Raw genomic sequence first — 14,380 nt, 5'->3', positions numbered from 1 at the left:
CGTATATCGAGAAAAATGCGGAGAAATTTCAGCCGTTTGAGGGATTATCTTCGGTAGTACTCGTTATAGATCGTTAACCGGAGGGTTGCGTCTTCCGGAACACCCAGTTCAGACTGAACCCGGTCAAAGGTGTCTTGAAATAAAACCCCCGGCTCGAGCCACAATGCCCTGGAAAGAGCAATGGCAGCTTTGGTCCAGCTTCCCCGAGTGCCGAGCGGGGCAGCCTCACCGGCCAATAATTTTTCCAGGCTTTCATAAGGAACGCCGGTCTTCTTCGCCAGATGGGGTAAGTCAAGACGTTGTTTTTTGACCAAGGCATTCAGCACGGCATGATCGAGTCTTTGGGCCTGGGCCAGCACTCTCCCCGGGATCGGAATATTGAAAGCTCTTGTTGAAAACCTGATTTTTGACATTATTCTCTCCTTTAGCGGTCCGGATCTTTTTCGACCGTCGGCTGCGGCGATTTCAGGCTATTTTTAACAATAAAGGCCCTTATGGGCCTTTTTGCCTATTTTTGTTTTGAGTGAAATTTCCAGTGGAAAGTGACGATAATATATTAGGAACTCATACCGTTCACTCTTTGTCGAGACAAACGAACCCCAGAGCCTGTTCTGGGGTTTTTTGTTGGGATTTTCCCCCTTTGTGATCTTAGTGTTCTTTGTGCCCTTAGTGGTTATTCCCTTTCCGGAATTACCACCAAGAGCACTAAGGGCACGAAGGGGGATAAGGGGAATTAATCTACGAACGAGCCCTGGGAGATACCGGTGTAGTTGCCGGGGATCTGCTTGATGATCTTATCGGTTTTCGTGTCAATAACGACCAACCGCGGTTTTGTTGAATCAGGAGGCCATCCTTTATCTGCGGAAAGGTAGAGTTTGCCTGGCTTAACCAGGGCGAACATAAGAAGCGGGGTGCCGATCTTTATCCTATTTATTATCCGGTCGTTTTTCGGGTCGAGGACCTCAATGATATCCCGCGGCGCATAGTCGGGCAGATGCCGGACAAAAATCTTGTTGACCGAGCGGTCATAGACCAGCTTGATCGGGTGGGGGGAAACAGGGATCTTTTTGATCAACCGGCCACTGCTGAAGGAGAAAACCAGGAGCTCTTTGTTGAGCGGCGTACTACCGCGGGCATCCCTTGTCCTTCCCTTGCTCAGCGCGGCAACGTAGATCTTGTTCCCGACCCGGCAGACGCCGTCGACCGGGGTATAGTCGCGCGGGACCGGGATTTGTTTGATGACCGCTTTCTTCGCAATGTCAACGATATAGACATCCCCGTAACCGTCCTCGTTGCGAGCTTTGTTCCTAGCTGCATCGTCGTAATACCGGTCGATATAGAAAGAGGTGAAGAGGATTTGACCGGCACCGTCGTAAGACAGATCATTAATATTGGCCTGGAGCAGCGCAGTATTGTCCTCTTGAATGAACAGTTCCCGAACTATCTTCCCGCTCCGGCGGTCAATGAAGATGAGCCCGCTTTTCATTCTGGTCCGGTCATTGCCGCAAACTTCCACGATTAGCTCGTCCTTGGTCAGGATCATATAGCGCGGCCCGAAAATATCTTTGAACTTAATGAAGCGGGAGATCTTTTTGGCTTGGGGATCATAATATGATATCTCCCGACCGTACCAGGGATCGTGCCGATATTTGGCCAAATAACAACCGCCGGCTTCATCGACTACGAAATTATTGTAGCCAGCATCCCGGGGGATGCTGGCCCGGGCGCTGACCGAGTCGTTGGTCAGATCGAAATGGTCAAGATAGACCCTGGCCTGATCGAACCGCATAACGTAGGCGGAGCGCCCCGGCAAGGCCGGAGCGCTGGCCGCCATCACGATCAGGCAGAATGAGATCAATAATGCTTTAGGCCAAATCATAACCGGCTAAGGTTCGACGAGTAACAAAAGTCGGGCCCAAGCGCCTCCGAATAATAAATGTCATCCGGGGAAACACCGATCCAGCTGAAAGCCGGGACGCCAGGGCGCTTGTCACACAAGGAATCCCAGAAAACTGAGGTATTATTGGTGTCAAGATTGACATAGGATTTGAAAGTATTATACACCAGCTTGGAGCAGTACATCGATTCGAGATTGTTCTTGTCGCTCCAGCGGGCGAGGAATGTTAGCATATCCGCTGTCGTTTTGACGTTTGGCAGATAAGGGAGCCCGGTGAGCCGGCTTTTGGCCTGGTTGAGGGCCGACTCGATCTGGCCGCGGCTCATGACCGTTATTTTCTTGCAGCTGTAGTACGAGAGAGCGCCCCATTTGTCCGGCGTATAATTAGATCTAACCCCGCCGTCGAGCATGGCCTCAAAAACATAGCTGCGGAAAGGATCGTCGGCAATGGCGACATGGGTCCAGCTGGAAAAGATCTTGACCAGATCATGGCATTTGCCGTTAGCCCGGATGAAGATCAGGTCTCCTCTCTGGCCGCTTTCCCGCGTAAACCTGGGCCAATCAAAATTATAGGCGGAACTATCGCTCCATTGGACGAACGCCCGACTCGATTTTACCCGGAATCGCGAGGGATTAGGCCAGATCGTGTAACAGACGCTCATCCTTTTTTGCCCGCTGGCGGGGTAGATGGGAATAAACCCCAGGTCAACTCGGGCATTGGTCGGCTTAGAACTATTGGCAAAGTAGAAGCTCTGGTCCTTTAAACCGTTGCGCAGGTCCTCGAAGCCGTAGTAAGAGGGCTTGGTAACGCAGCCGGCTGTTAGCAAGAGGGCGGCGAAGGCAAAAACGGCGAATTTAATGGTTTTCATCTTCTGCTCCTTAATCGCAGACGGTAGAGATATAGGAACCGATCTTGTTGGCCGGCAGCTTGACCGAACCGGCCGGCGCCGAGCCATCGTCCCGCGAGCCGATAGCGTAACCGACAACCATGGCATTGAGCGGCGTCATCTCTGCCTTTTTACCCGGGTTGAGATTGGGGATCGAGGCTTCTACCGAATCTTTGGCGGTCTTAACGGTATCGTCATCGACCCAGATCCCGGCTTCGGCGCCGAGCTTGTTGATTGTATCGGTGACCGTGCCAATGTCGATTGGCGGTTTGGCGATCTCTGTGCCGTCAGCGGCCAGGAAAGTGACCGGCTCCCCCTGGCGGGAAAAAAGTTCCTGTCTGGCGACTTCCTTGATCAGGTCGTTCGTCATCAGGGCGCGCAGAGATTGCGCGGAAACCCCGTTTCCTGATTTATCGAGCCGGGAATCGACATAATTGACAAAACTGTCGACCGCCTTTTCCGCGCTTGGTTGGTCATTAATCTCCCCCAATTGTTGGTTAAATTCACGGACCTGCTGGTTATTTGCCTTGGGCGGGACCGGTTTGTCGGCCAGGGTGACATCGCTATTATGTTGGTCGGCCGAACCGCAGCCGAGGGCGGGGAGGAGAAGCAGCAGGAGCAACAGAAAAGAAAGATGCTTATTGTTCATATAAACCCCCTTGTGGATCATTGACCGACCTAGCTGTTTAACCTCCCAAGTAAAATGACAATTGACCTGCAGCAATCTTATTGCCACGCTCAGGCGCGGAAAAATGTAGGGATTTTCGACAGGGGAGAGTAGCGGAACTCGACTATTTAAGCCCTAATTGGTCCATTTTGGAGATCAAAGTGGTGCGGTGGATATTCAGGAGCTCGGCGGCCTTGGTCTGGTTGCCGGCCGCTTCCGCTAAGGCGTTCTTTATATAGCGCCGCTCAAAATCCAGCAGAGCTTCTTTTAAACCTTCCTGGACAACGTTCTTGGCGGCCGCTTCCAGCGGTATGTCGTCCGCCTGGACAGATTCGGTGTTTTCGGTCAGGGCGACGATCCTTTCCATGAGGTTCTGCAGCTCCCGGACATTGCCCGGCCAATCGTAATTGATCAATAACCGGATCGCTTCCTGGCTCAGGCCTTTTAACCCCTTGTTGAATTCCCGGCTGTATTTTTCCACGAAATATTCGGCGTATAGGGGGATGTCTTCTTTTCGTTCCCGGAGCGGGGCGAGTTGGACCCTGATCACGTTCAAACGATAAAAAAGATCGCTGCGGAATTCGTTCTTTTTGATCGCTTCTTCCAGCGCGAGGTTGGTGGCGGCGATGACCCGAACGTCGACTTTGATCGGTTTCGTCCCGCCAAGCTTTTCTACGCTGTTGTCCTGCAGGACCCGCAGCAGCCGGGATTGCAGGTTGAGCGGCATACAGCCGATCTCGTCCAGGAAGATCGTCCCGTTATCGGCCAGCTCGAACTTCCCTTCTTTACGTTCCAGGGCGCCGGTAAAAGCCCCTTTTTCATGGCCAAAGAGCTCCGCTTCGATCAGCGACTCGGGGAGCGAGGCGCAGTTGACTACGACAAACGGTTGAGCTGCCCGGGCACTGCTCTTATGGATAGCGTGCGCGACCAGCTCTTTGCCGGTCCCGGATTCGCCGGTGATCAGCACGGTGCTGTTGACCTTGGCCGCCTTGGCGATCAGTTCGAACGTCTTTTTAGCGGGGGCCGACCGGCCGATCAGGTCCCATTGATACCCTTTTTCCGCCAGGACCTGCTTGAGATAGATGTTTTCCCTGACCAACGAACGTTTGGCCAGCGCCTGGGCGATGGTGGCAAGCAAGGATTCCGCTTCGAAGGGCTTGGTGACGTAATCTTCGGCCCCCAGCTTGATCGCTTTGACCGCCAGTTTGATGTCATGGGCGGCAGTGACCATGATCACGGCTAGGTTTTTATCAAAGTCTTTGATCGTCCGCAGCACATCAAGCCCATTCTGCCCGGGCATCATGACATCGAGCAGGATCAGCGCGATATTATTATCCCGTAAAGCGGGGAGCGTGTCGGCGCCATTGCTTAAAAGCACCAGCTCGTAGTCGTTCTTCAGGACCGACTTGAACGTCGTCAGCATGCTCTCTTCATCGTCGATGATCAGGATGACCGGTTTCACAGGGGAGCGATTATGGCACATCGTTTTGGAAAATGCAAACGGAGTGAAATTTCTCCCAAAAAGTGACGATAATATATTAGGAACTCATACCTGAGTCACTCTTTGTCGAGACAAACGAACCCCTGAGCCTGTTCAGGGGTTTTTTGTTGGGATTTTAGGGTTTTAGGAGAACGATCGCCATTATCCCTTCCCGGATGAACTGGACGGCGATGGCGGCGATCAGGATGGCGGCAACCTTGGTTAACAGGATCGAGCCGTTGTGGCCGAGGATCCGGTGGATGTGATCGGCAAAATAGAGGACCAGCCAGATCAGGAAGAAACAGGCGGCGATCGCGCTCAGAACGACCACGTAGCCGTACAGCTTCAGCAGGACGATCGCCGTAGTAATTGCCCCGGGGCCGACGAGCAGGGGACAGCCCAAAGGAACGACCCCCGCATCTTCTTTCCGCTCCAGGTTCAACCGTCCCCGCAGCATGATCTCGATCGAGATCCAGAGCAATAATATTCCCCCGGCGATCTTAAAGTCGTTGAGGGTAACGTTGAACAGGTCGAGAATAGCCAACCCGGCGAAGAGAAAGACCAGCAGGAGGATCAGGCCGGTCAGGATCGCGGTCCCGAACATCTTCCGCCGCGACTCCTGGGTCTCCCCCTCGGTCAGGCCGAGAAAGAACGGCAGATTGCCCGGCGAATCGGTGATAATAAAGAGCGCGATGACCGATTTAATGAACGGATAGAAAAAGGCTTCCATTTAGCGCATGAACGGCGGCAGCTCGATATTCTCTTTGCTGGCGCTGGCGGCATGCCCGCCGCCCGCTGCCGCCCCGACCGTCCGCGGCCGCAGGAAAGGCAGGGCTTCCTTCTCTTTCTTGGCCGACGGCCGGAAGCCGGTGGCGATAACGGTGACCACGACGTCGCCCTGGAGCTTTTCGTCGATCGTGGCGCCGAAAATGATGTTGGCGTCGGGATCGCCGGCGTTATAAATAACTTCGGCCGCTTCGGTGACCTCGGTGAGGGCGAGATCGGCGCCGCCGGAGACGTTGAAAATGATCCCCTTGGCGCCGGTGATCGTATCTTCGAGCAGCGGGGAGGAGATGGCCGCTTCGGCCGCTTCCACGGCGCGGTTCTCGCCCGAGCCGGTGCCGATCCCCATCATCGCCGAGCCGGCCTCGAACATGATGGTGCGGACGTCGGCAAAGTCGAGGTTGATCAGGCCGGGGACGGTGATCATGTCGGAGATGCCTTTGACCCCCTGGCGCAGGACGTCGTCGGCGATCTTGAACGCCTCGATGATCGAGGTCTTTCTTTCCACCACCTGCAGCAGCTTGTCGTTGGGGATGACGATCAGGGCGTCGACTTTTTCCTTGAGGAGGGCGATCCCCGATTCCGCCTGGGAGATGCGGACCGGGCCTTCAAAACGGAACGGCTTGGTAACGACGCCGACGGCGAGACAACCCAGCTCTTTGGCGACTTCCGCGATAATTGGGGAAGCGCCGGTGCCGGTCCCGCCCCCCATGCCGGCGGTGATAAAGACCATATCGGCCCCTTCCAGGGCGAGACGGATATCGTCGCGCGATTCTTCGGCCGCTTTCTGGCCGACTTCCGGGTTGGAGCCGGCGCCAAGGCCGCGGGTCAGTTTCATCCCGAGCTGGAGCTTGTGGTCGGGCAGGGAGACGTTGAGCGCCTGCAGGTCGGTGTTACAACCCCAGAACTCGACCCCCTTGACCCCGCCGCTGATCATCCGGTTAACCGCGTTGGTCCCGCCGCCGCCGACCCCGAAAACCTTGATCGTCGCGAAGCCCTGTCCGTTGCTTGCTGCTGGCATCTGTTATCCCGCTCCTTTGCCGCCCGCTTTACCGCCGGGGGCGAGGGATTCCGGCCGCACTCATTTTAGCATATTATTTGTATTTTATCACCGGGTTGTCGGGGTAGCGGACGTCGACATATTCGACCGAGCCCCACTTCCCTTCGATCACTTTGAGCAGGCGCTGAAAGACCTCCATTTTCCGCTTGATCTCCTCGTCGCGCCCCAGCTTGACCTTCAATAAGTCGTCGAGCATGAAAGTGATCCGCTCAAAGCCGCCGGTCTCCAGCTGGATGCGGGGAGAGCCGAGCCGCTTGGCCAGGTCGATGATGATGTCGGAGATCAGGCGGGAGATCTGCGGGTTGATCCGCCCCTCGACGGAAACGTCGGTCGAAGCGACGCCCGACACGACCGGCAGGTCCGCCATATCGGTGACGTTGATGGTAAGCCCCGGGTTCCGGTTGAGGACGTACCCGGCCTCGTCGATGATCGCCGATCTGCCCCGCAGGACGACGACGGCGGCCGGCCGGCGCTCCTCGATCTTGATGTAGACCGTGGCCGGCGGGATCCGGTAAATGCGGAACGACTTGATCGCCGTGATGCCTGTTAAGTTTTTCCTGACCCGGCTGAAGCTGGTCAGGAAGAGGTTCTCATTGAGCGGCACGCCGGACAGGTCTTTGACCTCTTCCGCGGAGAGGAGCCGGGCCCCGGAAACGACGACGTCCTGGATCCGCCAGATCGGCAGGGAAAGGAGAAAATAGGTCCCGATCCCGAGCGGGATCAGCAGCAAAATAGCGATATAAAGCCGCAGGCGGAAAGGGAGCTTTTTCCGTTTAGAACGCGCTCTCAAGGATTTTTACCACCAGCTCGTCGAAAGAAAGGCCGGCGCTCTCGGCTTCGGCCGGCAGGTCGGAGTGCTCCGTCATGCCGGGGATCGAGTTGACCTCGTGGACGTAGGGGGTATGGTCGCCGGCGACGATGATGTCGACCCGGGAAACGCCGTAGCAGCCGAGGGCCCGGTGGGCGGCAAGGGCGACTGCCTGGGTCCTCTTATACAAGGCCTTGGGGAGTCGGGCCGGGAGGATGAACTCGGTCATCCCCGAGGTGTATTTGGCTTCGAAATCGTAAAATTCCTTGCGCGGGACGAGCTCGAGGATTGGCAAGGCTTGTACGTCATCCCCCGTGCCGATGATCCCGACTGTTACTTCGCGACCCTTGATGAACTCTTCGATAAAGACATCCTGATATTCCTTGACCGTTTTGGCTAAGATCCGTTCCAGGTCGTCGTTTTCCTTGACGATCGAAACGCCGAGGCTGGACCCTTCGCTGGTCGGCTTGATGACGAGCGGGAAGGGGAAGATCCGGCGGAGCTTCTCGGCCTCCTTTTTCAGATCGCTGCCGGGGTCGATCGCCAGGTAGCGCGGCGTCGGGATATTGCAGGTATCGAAGATCCGCTTGGCGGCGAGCTTGTTCATCGCCAGGGCGGAGGCCAGGACCTTGGAGCCGGTGTAAGGGATGTTGGCGACCTCCAGCATTCCCTGGACGCAGCCGTCCTCGCCCCAGCGGCCGTGCAGGGCGATGTAGACCAGGTCGATCTTCTTCTTTTTAAGCTGGGCGATCAGGTCGTCGGACAGGTCGAACATGGCGACGTTGAACTTCTGCTTTTTCAGCGAGTCGAACACTCGTTTGCCGGAGCGGAGGGAGACCTCGCGCTCGCCGGACCGCCCGCCGCAGAGGACCGCGATCTTCTTGTTTTTGAGGTTTTTCACTGAATTGATTTTAGCACCGAAAACCTTTATAATCAATTTAGCATGGCTTACAAGATCACCTTAATCCCCGGCGACGGGATCGGGCCGGAAGTCTCGACCGCGGCGCGGCGCTGCGTCGACGCGACCGGCGTCAAGATCGACTGGGAGATCGCCGAAGCGGGCGCCGATATCATCAAGAAATACGGGACGCCGCTCCCCGATTCGACCCTCGCTTCGATCCGGAAGAACAAGGTCGCCCTTAAAGGGCCTCTTACCACGCCGATCGGGACCGGGTTCCGCTCGGTCAACGTCGCCATCCGCAAAGAACTCGACCTTTACGCCTGCCTCCGCCCGACCCGGTCGTATAAAGGGGTCCGCTCCCGGTACGAAAACATCGATCTGGTCATCGTTCGTGAGAATACCGAAGACCTCTACGCCGGCATTGAGTTCGAAGAAGGGAAGCCGGAGACCAAAACCTTGATCGCGGAGATCGAGAAGCTCGCCAAGAAGAAGATCGCCGCCGATTCCGGGATCTCGATCAAGCCGATCTCGGTTTCCGGCTCGAAACGGATCGTTAAATATGCTTTCGAATACGCCGTTAAGCACGGCCGGAAGAAAGTCACGGCGATCTCCAAAGCGAACATCATGAAGTTCACCGACGGGCTCTTCTTTAAGGCCGCCCAGGAAGTGGCCAAGGAATACGCCGGTAAGATCGAGTACGAAGAGCGGCTGATCGACAACATGTGCATGCAGCTGGTACAAAAACCGGAGCTGTATGACGTTCTCTGCCTGCCGAACCTGTACGGCGATATCCTCTCCGACCTCTGCGCCGGGCTGATCGGCGGGTTAGGCATTGCGCCCGGGGCGAACCTGGGCGAGGGGATCGCGGTCTTTGAAGCGATCCACGGCTCCGCCCCGAAATATACCGGCCAGAACAAGGTCAACCCGGTCGCGATGATCCTTTCCGCGGTCCTGATGCTCGATTACCTGGGGGAAAAAGAGGCGGCCAAGCGATTAGACAAAGCGGTTGCCAAGGTTATCGCCGAGGGGAAAGCCGTGACTTATGACTTAAAACCAGACCGGAACGACCCGACCGCCGTCGGGACTTCACAGATGGCCGACGCGGTGATCGCCGCTTTATAACAGGCTTCGCGACTTTCTCGCCGGTATAATCCTCGTAAACGGTCCGCGAAATATCGTTGATCAACTGGCGGGCGCGGCTCTTGTTTTTAAACCCCGAAGTGAAGACCGCCAGGGCGTAAGTCCCCTTTTTGGTATAAACCAGACCGACATCGTTCAATATCCCTGCGAGGTGGCCGGTCTTATTAGCGACATAGGTCCCCGGCGGCACCCCGCGCCAGATCCCCCAGCGGTAACGCTGGTAATTCATCCAGGCGATCATCTGCTTGGCCGACTTTTTCGAGAAGCCGCGGCAGTTATGAACCAGGACCAGCTGTTTGGCCATGTCGTTGGCCGAGGTCAGGTTGTTGTTCTTCGCCGGCGGTTCGACCAGCATGGTCGGGTCGCTGATCCGGGTGTTAGTGAGGCCGATCCCTTTCATATAAGCTTCGATCGACGGTAAACCGACCGTGTTAACGACCAGCCGGGTCGCCGTGTTGTCGGAGAGAGTGATCATCAACCGCATCAGGTTCCAGAGGGTGTATTCCTGGCCGGCCTTCATCCAGCGGAGGACGCCGGCGCCGTCAAGCTTATCGCTTTCCCGGAAGACGATCCGTTTTTGCAAGTTAAGCTTGCCCGAGTCCGCCAGGTGGAAGGCGGCGCACATGACCGGCACTTTGCCGACCGACGCCGCCGGCATGGGGAGGTTGCCGTTGACCGATGCTTCCCGGCTGTTCTGGAGGTCGATAAAGGCGATGCCGACCTTCCCCTCGGCCGTCGCGGCCAGGCGCTCGAGTTTGTTTTGGAGGTTGGCACTGGCTGCCGTTGAAAGGCAAAAGACCAGGACGACGACTAACGCGCGCATATTTTTTATTATACCATATGCTATAATTTGGTCATGCCAGTCGTGAAGATCGGAATGTGGGCGGGCCGGGACAAAGAGACCAAGAAAAAACTGATCGAGAACGTCACCAAGACGATCTGCGAAACGACCGGCTGCCCGGCGCAGGCCGTGATCGTCATTATCGAAGACATTCCCAAAGAGAACTGGGGCCAAGACGGGAAACAGGGAGGCTAACGTGACACTGTTCGAACAGATCAATAACGATATTAAGGAAGCGATGAGGGCTAAGGACGAGTTGAAACTGAGCGTCCTCCGGATGATGAAGAGCAAAGTGCTTTACGTTAACGCCCGCGGCGACCTGCCGGAGGCGGAAGTTACCAAGATCGTCAATAAATACGGTAAGGATATCAAAGAGACGATCGAAGAGTATAATAAGGTCGGCCGCGCGGCCGAAGTCGCCCAGGCGGAGAAAGAGCTGGCGATCGTCCAGTCATACTTGCCTAAAGAGCTATCCCCGGACGAGCTTAAAAACCTGGTCAAGCAGGCGATTGCCGAGACCGGCGCCGCGACCCCCAAGGATATGGGCCTGGTGATGAAGGCCGTCTTGGCTAAAGCTCCCAGCGCCGACGGCAAGATCGTCAGCCAGTTCGTCCGGGAACTCCTCAAATAATGAACCTCGTCGGGTTGGTCCTTGTCGGTATCGCGGCCGGGGCGCTCAGCGGTCTTCTCGGCGTCGGCGGCGCGACAATCATGATCCCGGCGCTGGTCTTTATCTACGGCACTTCCCAGCATCTGGCGCAGGGGACCTCGATCGCCGCTTTACTTCTCCCGGTCGGCATCCTGGCGGTGGTCAAATACTGGCAAACGGGGAACGTTAACCTGACTTTCGCCTTCCTGATCGCGCTGGGGTTCTTTATCGGGGCTTACTTTGGGGCGGTTTACGCGCAACCGGTCCCGGATATATTATTAAAACGGTTATTCGCCGGCTATCTGCTCGTCATCGCCCTGCAGATGTTGTTCTTCTCAAAATAGCGCTTTCACCAGGCCCAGAATGCCTTGTTTCCAGGGAACGCGGTGGGAGACGCCGCTTGAGTGTTCGAAGTTTTTCAAGTTAGCCAGATACCATTCGTAATTCCGGACCAGCGCGTCTTTATTAGAGAACTTGGGCTTGAAACCGATGATCTTTTCCGCTTTCTCGATCGAAACGAACGAGTCTTTTGAGGCGGTCTCGTAAACCCACTTGTAAAGCGGGGAGAGCTTGAAGAACTCCAGGGCCCGCAGCGCCCAGATGACCGGTTCGGCGGGGAAACCGATGATCCGCTTGCCGAAACCGGCCCGGTCGAGCACCGCCTGGTAGTCTTCTTTCATCGTCGTGAAATCCTTGGCGCCGACGTTGAAAGTGTCGTTGACGGTCTTCTTGTCGAGCGTCAGGCAGAGCCAGATCGCCGCGCAGAGGTCTTCCACGTCGAGCAGCTGGTAGCGGTTGTTCCCGCTGCCGATCATCGGGAAGTTCTTGCCGTCCTTGGCCCAGTCGTAGAAGAGGGCAAAGACGCCAAGCCGCTCCGGCCCGATGAACGACTTGGGCCGGATGATCGGGACGCACATCCCCCGCTTCCGGAATTCCAGACAAACCTCTTCGGCCTTGATCTTGGCGATGCCGTAAGGGCCGACGCCGTCCAGTTTATCGGTCTCCCGCAGCGGGTGATGGTCGGGGATGCCGTAAACGGCGGTGGAAGAGACATGAACAAAGCGTTCAACTTTTTCCTTGGCCGCCGCTGCGAGCAGGATCCGCGTCCCGTCGATGTCGGTCGAGAAGATCTCCTCTTTCTTGTAGAGGGGGAGGGCGGCCGCGGTGTGGATGACCAGTTTCACTCCGGCCATTGCTTTGGCAACGGTCTGCGGGTCGCGGATATCGCCCCGGATGACGGTGACCCGGTCGCGTTCCGGGTAATCGAATTCCGCCAGGTCGAGCGAAACGATGTCGGTGATCCCCTGTTTCATTAAGTGGCGGATCAGGTTGATGCCTAAAAAGCCGGCGCCGCCGGTGACCAGGGTTCTCATTTCAGGTAGATAATGGCCATCAGGGACGCCAGCCAGAGGACGATGTCAGCGAGGAGCGGGAGATCGGTCAGCAGGATCTCTTCCGGTTTTCCTCCCTTGCCCTTCTGGTAGATCAGGTAGAGATAACGGAAAATGCCGTACAGAACGAAGGGGACGGAGTAGACCAGGTTGTGGGTGCCGAACTTGGCGACCGTTTCCGGCCAGAGGGTATACAGGGAATAGGCCATCACGGTCGAGCCGGCCACCGCCGAGATCATCTGATCGAGCAGTTGCGGGTTGTATTCGTCCAGGATCCGCCGGTGCTCCACCGCCCCCTGCGAAAGGGTAAGCAGCTCGTGGCGCCTTTTGCCCAGGGCGATAAAGAGCGACAGGAGGATCGTGCAGATGATCAGCCAGGGGGACATGGCGACGCCGATCACCACCACGCCGGCGATTGCCCGCAGGACAAAGCCGGCGGCGATCGTGAAGGTGTCCAGGATCACCAGGTCGCGCAGCAGGAAGGTGTAGACGACCATCAGGACGAAATAAGCGGTCGCCGTCAGCGCGAACGGCAGATCGAGGGCATAAGCGGCGCCCAGGCCGATCAGGGCCAGCAGGCAGGCAACGGCGATCGCCAGGAACGGCTTGATCTCCCCGGCCGCGATCGGGCGGCGCTTCTTGGTCGGGTGTTTCCGGTCGCTATCGGCGTCCCGGACGTCATTAATGAGATAAACGGCGCTGCTGAGCAGGCAGAAGACGGCAAAAGCTTCAATTACCTTATAAAGCAGGGGGAGATCGAAGAACTTGACCGAGAAGACGATCGCCGCGAAGACGAAGAAGTTCTTGGTCCACTGGTTGATCCGCAGCGAACGGACAAGGGCGCCCATCACTTTTTAACGAGGAATAGTTTCTGGCCGAACTCGACCGGTTTCCCGTTCTCGACCAGGACCTTGACGATCTTGCCGCGAACTTCGGATTCGATCTCGTTGAACAGCTTCATCGCCTCGATGATGCAGACGACCTTGCCCGGCTCGACCTCGTCGCCCGCTTCGACAAAGGGGGCCGATTCCGGCGAAGGCGAGCGATAGAACGTGCCGACCATCGGGCTGGTAATGGCGGTCAGGCCGTCTTCCTCGGTCTTTTCCTTGGCTTTGGGCTCATGATGGGCGGGGGCGCCGGAGGCTTGAGGGGCCGGGGCGCTGATAACGTGCCCGCTCTTTTCCCGGCGTACTTCGTATTTGACCCCTTTTTCCTCGACCGCTACCCCGGAAATGTCCTCGTCCTTAACGAGCTGGATCAGTTTTTTCAAGACCTCAAAATCCATATTTGATCACGCCCTTCCGAGGTATTTACCCTCGCGAGTATCAACTTTCAACGTGTCGCCGACATTAACGAAAAAAGGGACCTGGACCACCAGGCCGGTCTCCATGGTCGCTGGCTTGCCGCCGGAGACGGTATCTCCCTTAAAGCCGGGGGAGGTATCGGTGACTTTAAGGTCGACCGAGGACGGCAGGTCCAGGTCCAAAAGCTCCTCGCCGTAGAAGGTGAGGTTGGCTATGAACCCGTCTTTCAGGTAATTGGCCGCTTCGCCGACCTTTTTGACCGGCACGGCGATCTGCTCAAAGGTCTTTTGGTCCATGAAATGGAAGGCGTCCCCGTCCGAATAGAGGAATTGCATCGGTTTATAATCGATGTGGGCCGTTTCCGCCCTTTCCCCGGGCTTAAAGGAGCGTTCCACGATCGCCCCGGTCCGCATGTTCTTGAGCTTGATCTTGATCCAGCTCTGCTGGGCGGCCCGCTGGTGGTGGTACTCGACGCAGCGGAAGAGCTGGCCGTCGAATTCGACCGCCATCCCCGCTTTGACCTCGTTAATTGGTATCGCCATGACGACCAAGTATATCAATCTTGACGATGA

The 14,380-nt window shown here is 56.7% G+C and carries 18 protein-coding genes; 4 read left to right on the top strand and 14 right to left on the bottom strand.

The window, feature by feature from the left end; translation table 11 throughout:
* Nucleotides 1–44: 44 nt before the first annotated feature.
* From WC529_02195 to WC529_02155, 9 genes are all read right to left on the bottom strand, one after another.
* On the bottom strand, nt 45–413 hold the full coding sequence (locus WC529_02195) for a hypothetical protein (GenBank protein ID MFA5113088.1): 369 nt from the start codon (nt 411–413) through the stop codon (nt 45–47).
* A gap of 320 nt (nt 414–733) precedes the next feature.
* Nucleotides 734–1,879, bottom strand: coding sequence for a hypothetical protein (locus WC529_02190; GenBank protein MFA5113087.1), 1,146 nt, complete (start codon nt 1,877–1,879; stop codon nt 734–736).
* Nucleotides 1,876–2,766 carry a YiiX/YebB-like N1pC/P60 family cysteine hydrolase gene (locus WC529_02185; GenBank protein MFA5113086.1) on the bottom strand — a complete coding sequence of 297 codons (891 nt, stop codon included), beginning with the start codon at nt 2,764–2,766 and terminating at the stop codon, nt 1,876–1,878. The genes WC529_02190 and WC529_02185 overlap by 4 nt, the downstream gene beginning before the upstream one ends.
* Before the next feature lie 10 nt (nt 2,767–2,776).
* Entirely contained in the window at nt 2,777–3,454 is a 678-nt protein-coding gene (locus WC529_02180; GenBank protein MFA5113085.1) for a hypothetical protein, read from the bottom strand.
* Between the two features lie 121 nt (nt 3,455–3,575).
* On the bottom strand, nt 3,576–4,913 hold the full coding sequence (locus WC529_02175; GenBank protein ID MFA5113084.1) for a sigma-54 dependent transcriptional regulator: 1,338 nt from the start codon (nt 4,911–4,913) through the stop codon (nt 3,576–3,578).
* Nucleotides 4,914–5,067: 154 nt separating this feature from the next.
* On the bottom strand, nt 5,068–5,661 hold the full coding sequence (locus WC529_02170; protein MFA5113083.1) for a MarC family protein: 594 nt from the start codon (nt 5,659–5,661) through the stop codon (nt 5,068–5,070).
* The gene (gene ftsZ, locus WC529_02165) at nt 5,662–6,735 is read right to left on the bottom strand and encodes a cell division protein FtsZ (GenBank protein MFA5113082.1); all 1,074 of its coding nucleotides are present in this window, start codon (nt 6,733–6,735) and stop codon (nt 5,662–5,664) included.
* Between the two features lie 73 nt (nt 6,736–6,808).
* Complete coding sequence (locus tag WC529_02160; protein MFA5113081.1) at nt 6,809–7,564, bottom strand: FtsQ-type POTRA domain-containing protein; 756 nt, start codon at nt 7,562–7,564, stop codon at nt 6,809–6,811.
* On the bottom strand, nt 7,548–8,483 hold the full coding sequence (locus WC529_02155; GenBank protein ID MFA5113080.1) for a D-alanine--D-alanine ligase: 936 nt from the start codon (nt 8,481–8,483) through the stop codon (nt 7,548–7,550). The genes WC529_02160 and WC529_02155 overlap by 17 nt, the downstream gene beginning before the upstream one ends.
* A gap of 42 nt (nt 8,484–8,525) precedes the next feature.
* Between WC529_02155 and WC529_02150 the strand changes: the two genes are divergently transcribed.
* Nucleotides 8,526–9,605 (top strand): isocitrate/isopropylmalate dehydrogenase family protein, encoded by a 1,080-nt coding sequence (locus WC529_02150; GenBank protein MFA5113079.1) that lies wholly within the window; start codon nt 8,526–8,528, stop codon nt 9,603–9,605.
* Here WC529_02150 and WC529_02145 read toward each other — a convergent pair.
* On the bottom strand, nt 9,499–10,446 hold the full coding sequence (locus tag WC529_02145; protein MFA5113078.1) for a serine hydrolase: 948 nt from the start codon (nt 10,444–10,446) through the stop codon (nt 9,499–9,501). The two genes, WC529_02150 and WC529_02145, sit on opposite strands and share 107 nt — an antisense overlap.
* Before the next feature lie 33 nt (nt 10,447–10,479).
* Here WC529_02145 and WC529_02140 point away from each other — a divergent pair, with 33 nt between their 5' ends.
* Genes WC529_02140 through WC529_02130 form a run of 3 tightly spaced genes read left to right on the top strand, consistent with a single transcriptional unit; the run spans nt 10,480 to nt 11,457 of the window.
* Nucleotides 10,480–10,659 carry a 2-hydroxymuconate tautomerase gene (locus WC529_02140; GenBank protein ID MFA5113077.1) on the top strand — a complete coding sequence of 60 codons (180 nt, stop codon included), beginning with the start codon at nt 10,480–10,482 and terminating at the stop codon, nt 10,657–10,659.
* Nucleotide 10,660: 1 nt separating this feature from the next.
* Nucleotides 10,661–11,095 carry a GatB/YqeY domain-containing protein gene (locus tag WC529_02135; GenBank protein ID MFA5113076.1) on the top strand — a complete coding sequence of 145 codons (435 nt, stop codon included), beginning with the start codon at nt 10,661–10,663 and terminating at the stop codon, nt 11,093–11,095.
* Nucleotides 11,095–11,457 (top strand): sulfite exporter TauE/SafE family protein, encoded by a 363-nt coding sequence (locus WC529_02130; protein MFA5113075.1) that lies wholly within the window; start codon nt 11,095–11,097, stop codon nt 11,455–11,457. Before WC529_02135 ends, WC529_02130 begins: the two co-directional genes overlap by 1 nt.
* Here the strand turns inward: WC529_02130 and WC529_02125 are convergent.
* From WC529_02125 to efp, 4 genes are read right to left on the bottom strand one after another with little or no spacing between them, the layout of a single operon-like run.
* A complete protein-coding gene (locus tag WC529_02125) occupies nt 11,449–12,486 on the bottom strand; it encodes an NAD-dependent epimerase/dehydratase family protein (GenBank protein MFA5113074.1) in 1,038 nt (345 codons plus the stop codon). The genes WC529_02130 and WC529_02125 overlap by 9 nt on opposite strands.
* Entirely contained in the window at nt 12,483–13,352 is an 870-nt protein-coding gene (locus WC529_02120; GenBank protein MFA5113073.1) for a decaprenyl-phosphate phosphoribosyltransferase, read from the bottom strand. The genes WC529_02125 and WC529_02120 overlap by 4 nt, the downstream gene beginning before the upstream one ends.
* A complete protein-coding gene (accB, locus tag WC529_02115; GenBank protein MFA5113072.1) occupies nt 13,352–13,789 on the bottom strand; it encodes an acetyl-CoA carboxylase biotin carboxyl carrier protein in 438 nt (145 codons plus the stop codon). Before accB ends, WC529_02120 begins: the two co-directional genes overlap by 1 nt.
* Before the next feature lie 6 nt (nt 13,790–13,795).
* Nucleotides 13,796–14,350 carry an elongation factor P gene (gene efp / locus WC529_02110; protein MFA5113071.1) on the bottom strand — a complete coding sequence of 185 codons (555 nt, stop codon included), beginning with the start codon at nt 14,348–14,350 and terminating at the stop codon, nt 13,796–13,798.
* Nucleotides 14,351–14,380 lie beyond the last annotated feature (30 nt).

The sequence above is a fragment of the Candidatus Margulisiibacteriota bacterium genome, assembly GCA_041650855.1.
Taxonomy (GTDB): domain Bacteria; phylum Margulisbacteria; class WOR-1; order O2-12-FULL-45-9; family XYB2-FULL-48-7; genus JALOPZ01.
This window is presented reverse-complemented; position numbering and strand designations above follow the sequence as displayed.

Excerpts from the sequence above, each read along its gene's own strand:
- WC529_02180 (MFA5113085.1), bottom strand. The coding sequence starts at position 3,454 with ATGATCCACAAGGGGGTTTATATGAACAATAAGCATCTTTCTTTTCTG.
- WC529_02170 (MFA5113083.1), bottom strand. The coding sequence starts at position 5,661 with ATGGAAGCCTTTTTCTATCCGTTCATTAAATCGGTCATCGCGCTCTTT.
- WC529_02190 (MFA5113087.1), bottom strand. The coding sequence starts at position 1,879 with ATGATTTGGCCTAAAGCATTATTGATCTCATTCTGCCTGATCGTGATG.
- ftsZ (MFA5113082.1), bottom strand. The coding sequence starts at position 6,735 with ATGCCAGCAGCAAGCAACGGACAGGGCTTCGCGACGATCAAGGTTTTC.
- WC529_02185 (MFA5113086.1), bottom strand. The coding sequence starts at position 2,766 with ATGAAAACCATTAAATTCGCCGTTTTTGCCTTCGCCGCCCTCTTGCTA.
- WC529_02140 (MFA5113077.1), top strand. The coding sequence starts at position 10,480 with ATGCCAGTCGTGAAGATCGGAATGTGGGCGGGCCGGGACAAAGAGACC.
- WC529_02130 (MFA5113075.1), top strand. The coding sequence starts at position 11,095 with ATGAACCTCGTCGGGTTGGTCCTTGTCGGTATCGCGGCCGGGGCGCTC.
- WC529_02120 (MFA5113073.1), bottom strand. The coding sequence starts at position 13,352 with ATGGGCGCCCTTGTCCGTTCGCTGCGGATCAACCAGTGGACCAAGAAC.
- WC529_02150 (MFA5113079.1), top strand. The coding sequence starts at position 8,526 with ATGGCTTACAAGATCACCTTAATCCCCGGCGACGGGATCGGGCCGGAA.
- WC529_02195 (MFA5113088.1), bottom strand. The coding sequence starts at position 413 with ATGTCAAAAATCAGGTTTTCAACAAGAGCTTTCAATATTCCGATCCCG.
- efp (MFA5113071.1), bottom strand. The coding sequence starts at position 14,350 with ATGGCGATACCAATTAACGAGGTCAAAGCGGGGATGGCGGTCGAATTC.
- WC529_02125 (MFA5113074.1), bottom strand. The coding sequence starts at position 12,486 with ATGAGAACCCTGGTCACCGGCGGCGCCGGCTTTTTAGGCATCAACCTG.
- accB (MFA5113072.1), bottom strand. The coding sequence starts at position 13,789 with ATGGATTTTGAGGTCTTGAAAAAACTGATCCAGCTCGTTAAGGACGAG.
- WC529_02145 (MFA5113078.1), bottom strand. The coding sequence starts at position 10,446 with ATGCGCGCGTTAGTCGTCGTCCTGGTCTTTTGCCTTTCAACGGCAGCC.